A 6,645-nucleotide genomic window follows, 5' to 3' on the forward strand; every position below is an offset into this window, starting at 1 on the left:
GTACGCATCCGTAAGCAGGACCGTTATCGCACGTGTTGTTAACAAAAGTGACTGTAGGGTCAACCGATTGCGTCACAGTAGTACAGATGATGTTATCAACGAATGTTGAGTTGTACAGGTATGGAGGGTCATGGAAGAACCGACCATTCTTTATGAAGAACTTGTTCTTGTAGAAGTTGAGCTCATTAGTCGAGCCTAAGAGGTCGAGCACACCATAACTAGTTCTTTCATTACCGCTATCATAATAGATAGTGTTGAACTGTATAGTATTGTTTTCACCAGTGTTTAACTGTTGTTCGTATTGTAAGAACCCGCCGCGTAATCCTCCTGAGTACCAAATATCATCAGGAGTTGACAAATTTACAATATTATAGTCAATCGTAAGGTTGGAAGTATGATAGTTGACATCGATCGCATCGTCACGCATACCCGCACCACTGGGACGGGTGTCTACGAACTCGTTACAGACGATGTGGTTGTTGGCAGCAAAATCTAAATATATCTCATCACTCGAATAGTTGTAGAACCTATTATAAGCTATGATATTATGATTGAAACTGTAGTTTCCACGAGTGCCTTCAGGATACTGGTTAACATGAATTGCATGGTAATAACCTACGATGCTCCAGTCATCCTGATAAAAGGTGTTGTTGTATATCAGATTGTATTCTGTTTTTCTTGTCCCGTCCAACGGTTCCATCACATTCAACATACCATTACGGAAAACGTTGTTCTTTATAGTCGAATTCTTGAAGTTTCTCACGGATATTGAACAGATTACGCTTGAGTTTATCGTCGAATGATCAAAAGTAATGTTATTATCATCAAACATGTGACCACAGGTATAAAAACTGGGTGAAGAAAGAGTGATAGTATTATGTAGACTAAAGTTCTTTATAACCGAGTTATTAACACGGTCAGCACTCAACCTGCACGGCGTGTCCGAATATACTGTCACATTGTCCAGAGTGATGTTCTCATCATCGTGTAACTCAACACAGAAGTTCGAAGTGCCACTGTAATCCCTTATTAACTTCAGGTTCTTCACAACAACATCATTGTGATTAGCAACAACCAGTAGATGTTCATTTGAAACCGTTATTTCAGCACCGTTACCGTCAACCACAATACCGTCGTTATCTATCACCAACGGATCCGAGATTGTTACACTACCACTACACAATGTTATACTATCATGAATTAAATAACTGCCAACATGAGTAATATGGCCGTCCCACGTGCTCGGGTCACTGAGGTCAACACACGCCGACACAAGATCTGCCAAAAGCACTATACCGAACACCAACATCACAAACATATTCTTCTTCATATCATAATCACCTTTATCATTTTATTGACACATTATTTTTATGCATATATTATGTGGTAACTTGTTTATAAATGTTGCTGTTTTCTTTTTTTAACCTTCTAACAGTTTCTTCACCATCATCTACATTGTCCTCTTTTTCAGCGGGCACGAATAAATTTACATTCGGGGGTAACTTCAACGAAGTGATGCGCGATACCCATACGGTAAAAGGAACACTGGTTCTCGGGCCGATTATCGATCGGCTGACGCGGGTCGTGTGCAACATCGCAAACATAGTCGGGATAAAAGTCGTTGGATAAGCACGGTCCGTTGGCGAGTTCGCGATTGTTCGACAGGGCAAGATAACAGAGCTGTTTGCATAATTCCACAGGCACGTTTTCAGTGGGTATTGTTAGATTCATCCGTACGGAGGGTTTCATCTCTACTCCATTTATCGGGTCATGATATTCTACACCACTAAGTACGATGTGTCTCGGGAATCTACCTTTTATCCAGATGTTTACATTGTAATTACACGGACATTTGCAGACCTCGCCCCTGTTAACTTCTGTAATATAAAGGGTATCGTTCACAACCGTATAATCGACGGTTATATTGGCACAGCAAACGTACGGAACGGTGTCATTTATCATGAGTTGATCATCTAACAATCTGAACGTTGTGCCCGGAGACTGGTCGAACGAACAACCTTCCGCTACCGCGTTCACAGTAAAATCATATCCCTGTTCAGTGACAGAAGAATCGTTAACAGTAGTAGTACATCCATGGAGGAACATCACAATCATCAACAAAACGCAACCGACCATTACGAATCCCACTTCAACAAGACCGTTTTCGTACGACATGCTACATCCCCTACTACAATTCCTATAGACAAGTATTCAAAGAAGTCATTTATTAGAATTTCTATTTTAAAGTTTTCTATGAATTTTATGCAATTGTGGATAAATCTGATCAAAGGGTTTTCTGCCGAACACCATCGCTCATTCTCATATACTCTTTTCTCATATTTGTACTTCTCTCCGTACTTCACCCTCAATGAAAAAGCAAAAAAAAGGGTCGTTATATTTTCATCGATACTGTGCCAATTCTTCTTTTCCTAAAGAAGGTTTGATTTTCTTTAGAGCTGCTTCGAAGTGACGCATAGAAATCTCTTTCACCTTGTTAGGATCTTTCTTTTTTCTGACAGCTTCTCTCACAACTTCCATCCCAGCCTCTCTGCACACTGCAGCAATATCTGCACCTGTGAACCCGTCGGTCTGCTCAACCAATCTATCAAGGTCAACATCTTTGGCAAGCGGTTTATCGCGGAGTATCGCCTGGAATATCTTCTTACGAGACTCTTTATCAGGCAAAGGTACCTCTATCACCTTATCGAACCTGCCCGGTCTTAACAATGCTTTATCTATAAGGTCCAATCGGTTAGTAGCTGCTAACACTATCACCTGGTTCAGTTCGTTGAGACCGTCCATCTCCACCAACAACTGATTGACCATCCTTTCAGTAACCTTTGTACCTACTTCGGTACCACGGGAACCTGCTATAGAATCTATCTCGTCGAAGAACAACACGGTGGGAGCGGATTGTCTCGCCTTCTTGAACACCTCTCGTATCGCTCTCTCGGACTCGCCCACCCATTTACTTATCAACTCTGGTCCATTGACTAGGATGAAATTAGCATTCGCTTCATGTGCAACTGCTTTTGCAAGTAATGTCTTACCGCAACCGGGCGGACCGTACAACAGGATACCTTTTGGAGGTTGAATCTTAAGCTTGTCAAACGCTTTACCGTACTTCAACGGCCATTCGATCGCTTCCATCAACTCTTCCTTCACATCTTCCAACCCACCGATATCATCCCAAGTGGTTTTCGGTTTCTGTATGATTACTTCCCGTAGTGTGGACGGTTCTATCTTCTTAAGCGCTTCAACAAAATCCTCCCGTTTTACCTTAATCTTGTCCAACAACTCCTTACTCAGTTTTTCTTCCTCAGTCACCTCAGGAATAATTCGTTTCAATGCATGCATTGCTGCCTCTCTGCACAGGTTCTCAAGGTCGGCACCTGTAAACCCGTGGGTGACGTCTGCCAACTCGTCCAGATCAACATCCTTGTCCAAAGGCATACCGCGTGTATGAATCTGTAATATCTCTTTACGTCCCTCCCGGTTAGGCATACCTATCTCAACCTCACGGTCAAACCTACCAGGACGACGTAATGCTGGATCGAGTGCGTTCGGCCTATTGGTCGCTCCGATTACCACGACGTGACCTCTGGATTTTAGACCGTCCATAAGAGTCAAAAGTTGGGATACTATTCTACGTTCCACCTCACCGTGGGTTTCTTCACGTTTCGGTGCAATGGCATCTATTTCATCGATGAATATGATTGCAGGAGCGTTCTCTTCAGCCTCTTTGAAGATCCTCCTCAAATTCTCTTCGCTTTCACCATAGAACTTACTCATGATCTCAGGGCCGTTGATGGAATAAAACCGTGAATTGGTCTCGTGCGCTATCGCCTTTGCAAGCAATGTCTTACCGGTTCCCGGCGGTCCGTAGAACAGAATACCTTTAGGCGGTTTGATACCCAATCTCCTAAATATTTCTGGGTGTTTGATAGGTAATTCGATCATCTCACGTACTGTCTCTATCACCTCTTTTAACCCGCCGATGTCTTCATAAGTTACCTCTGGTACGGATGACAAACGTTGAACCGGTTTCTTAAGGATTTTAACACAGGTGTTAGGAACGACTATCACTGCTCCCGAAGGTTTTGTGTCCACAACTTTGAAAAGCAGTATTCTATCCATTACGTCAATCACTACATCATTGCCTTTAACCAACGGCATGTTTAACAACCGTTCACCTACATAATAGGGAAAATCTTCGCTAAAATCTATTTCCCTGTCCGGCGCCAGGGTAATCTCCTGCGCCTCATCGATAGAAGGGATCGGACGAACCGTGACAGCGTCATCTATTCCGGAACCTGTGTTACGACGGAAGATTCCGTCCATCCGTATGATCTCTTCACTTTCATCAGGCGGTAGCATCCAAACTATTCCCAAGGCACGGTTGTTCCCTTCTATCTCAACTATATCTCCGGAATCGACACCTAACTCTCGCATAACCTTTGGATGAATACGAACGATCCCGCGACCTACATCTTTATGATATGCCTCTTTAACACGAAGTATTACTTCTTTCATACGATCACCTCCCGCAGCGAGCATGAAGTTATGTCTGAGGATTTATATGAAATTTTGAACAGGAATGTTATCCCAATATTCTAAATTTTCCGATTTTTCAAAATCTTAAAAGCATTTTCTGATGGCAACTGTTTTAAAAAATTAAAAAATTCGTTCAATCAACTCTGATACTGATGCCAGATTTCCCTTTGACCTTCGGAAACCTGATCGTAAGTACACCGTTCTTGTAAGTTGCTTTTGCCTTCTTAGGATCCACGTAGTCGGGTAACATGAACGTTCTGTAGAACTTTGTGACACTCCTCTCCTTTCGCACCAAATTCTTTTTCTTTTGATATTCCTCCTTCTTGTTTTCTGCACTGATTCTGAGAACGTTACCGTCCACGTTCACTCTTATATCTTTCTTATCGACACCAGGGATCTCAGTTATAATTACATATTCCTTGTCATCTTCAAGTATATCGGTTTTCGGCTCTCTAACGAGTCCTTCCGCAAATCCGGCACCTGCACCAGTTGATCGGATCTCGGAAAATTCCCTAAACATCTCCTCCATCATCCTATCCATTCTCTTCTGTAACTCCACCATTTCCTTTAATACATCATCTATCATACTCATCACCTCCGAACGGTTTTATAATCAAATAAAAGTTTGTCGTTTAAAATAAATTTGATGTTTCTATTTTATGTAGAAATATTTAAAAATTTTTCGTTAGATTAAAAATTTGTTTAAAACAGTTTAAAATCATGCCCTTCGGACTCAAAAATACGGTTGAACATGAAAGGTGTGTGCTATGGTGAGAATGACACCGAGGTTTTACTTCATCATATCCTACTACGATGTGAAGAAGCGAAGGTCTAAGTTTGATGAGATCTCTCTATTGCTCAACCTCAACCCCACGACCGCCAAGGTTCTTCGTCTACTGATAGAAGCACGTAAACGTGGTAAGGGGTTGACCAGCGAACAGATCAGTACGCGTCTCAACCTCCCACAGAGCAATATCGTCTATCATCTGAATAAACTGATGATCGGTGGTTTGGTGGTGCGTATGGGTCGTGTGTACTTCCTACGCGGACCGACGCTTAAGGATACCTTTGACGAGATAGAACAGGATATACAACGGTACTTCAATCATCTGAAACAACTGGCAGAGGGGTTGTGAGTTGTACAGTGCGATATTTATTTGGGGGTGATGTTTATGGACTATGTCGGGTATTCGGATAGATTAGGCGGCGAACCCGTGCTCAAGGATAGAAAACATACTAAGTATCCTGATCCTGTTGAGGATGCAGTCTATCTTATGAGTGATATTTCTGATCGTGTTCCTGAGATTGAAGGGATACCCACCGGTGTGGAGGGATTGGACGAGTTATTTTTTACGGTGGGTTTTGAGAACGGACGACCCGTTAAACGCGTGTTGGGTGGCATCCCGAGGTATTCGGTGATGAACCTCACAGGTGTTCCGGATACGGGTAAGAGTTTGATGGCGGAACAGTTCGCGATCACACAGGCTGCACGAGGTGATCCGACCGTATTTATAACGGTAGAATCCCCAGCCGAGTTTCTTGTTGCTGGTCTCAAACAGAGGGCTATGGCTATGGGATGCCGGTATGATGAGATTGAGGATAACCTGATAATCATAGACGCTGCCTCTAACTATCAACTACGTGATGACATGCCGACGTTGTTCAGCACGCTCGCCTATGCGATCAAGAGGTATAAGGCCGTTAACACGGTAATCGATTCGGTAACCGGTTTTTACGAGGCAAAAGAGATGATGGCACGACAGATAGTCAGGAGCGTGTTCAACTTTCTTAAGAAATGGAAACAGACTGGTTTACTCGTCTCACAAAAACGTAGTGAACACGATTACATGAGTGCCGAGGCAGCAGGTGGGTATGCGGTGAGTCATATAGTAGATGGGACGATCGTCCTCTCAAAGAAGGTAATCAGTGCCAAGTATGAGGAAAACATGTTCAAGGCACCGATAGGTGAAATGATACGTTTGATACGTATAGACGGTTGTCGTATGAGTGGTCATGATACTGATGTCCATCTATTAGAGATAACCGATACCGGTTTGGTCCGTGTAGGTCCCAAGTTGAAGGATATACGAA

6 protein-coding genes are annotated in these 6,645 nt (G+C 42.9%); 2 read left to right on the forward strand and 4 right to left on the reverse strand.

From position 1 onward, the window contains the following. The 4 genes from J7K41_02705 to J7K41_02720 all read right to left on the reverse strand — a co-directional run. A partial coding sequence (locus J7K41_02705) for a right-handed parallel beta-helix repeat-containing protein (GenBank protein MCD6549590.1) occupies positions 1-1,330 on the reverse strand: 1,330 nt, incomplete at its 3' end. A gap of 137 nt (positions 1,331-1,467) precedes the next feature. Beyond that, positions 1,468-2,175, reverse strand: a complete 708-nt coding sequence (locus J7K41_02710) for a hypothetical protein (GenBank protein ID MCD6549591.1) — start codon at positions 2,173-2,175, stop codon at positions 1,468-1,470. Between the two features lie 225 nt (positions 2,176-2,400). Beyond that, positions 2,401-4,533 (reverse strand): CDC48 family AAA ATPase, encoded by a 2,133-nt coding sequence (locus J7K41_02715; protein ID MCD6549592.1) that lies wholly within the window; start codon positions 4,531-4,533, stop codon positions 2,401-2,403. 154 nt (positions 4,534-4,687) lie between these two features. Continuing rightward, a complete protein-coding gene (locus J7K41_02720) occupies positions 4,688-5,146 on the reverse strand; it encodes an Hsp20/alpha crystallin family protein (GenBank protein MCD6549593.1) in 459 nt (152 codons plus the stop codon). A 175-nt stretch (positions 5,147-5,321) separates the two neighbouring features. On the opposite strand from J7K41_02720, the gene J7K41_02725 reads away from it, so the two are divergent. Continuing rightward, positions 5,322-5,690 (forward strand): helix-turn-helix transcriptional regulator, encoded by a 369-nt coding sequence (locus J7K41_02725; GenBank protein MCD6549594.1) that lies wholly within the window; start codon positions 5,322-5,324, stop codon positions 5,688-5,690. 36 nt (positions 5,691-5,726) lie between these two features. After that, positions 5,727-6,645, forward strand: a 919-nt coding sequence (locus J7K41_02730) for a KaiC domain-containing protein (GenBank protein ID MCD6549595.1), incomplete at its 3' end; no start/stop codon positions are given.

The sequence above is a fragment of the Candidatus Micrarchaeota archaeon genome (genome assembly GCA_021163225.1).
GTDB lineage: Archaea > Micrarchaeota > Micrarchaeia > Anstonellales > JAGGXE01 > JAGGXE01.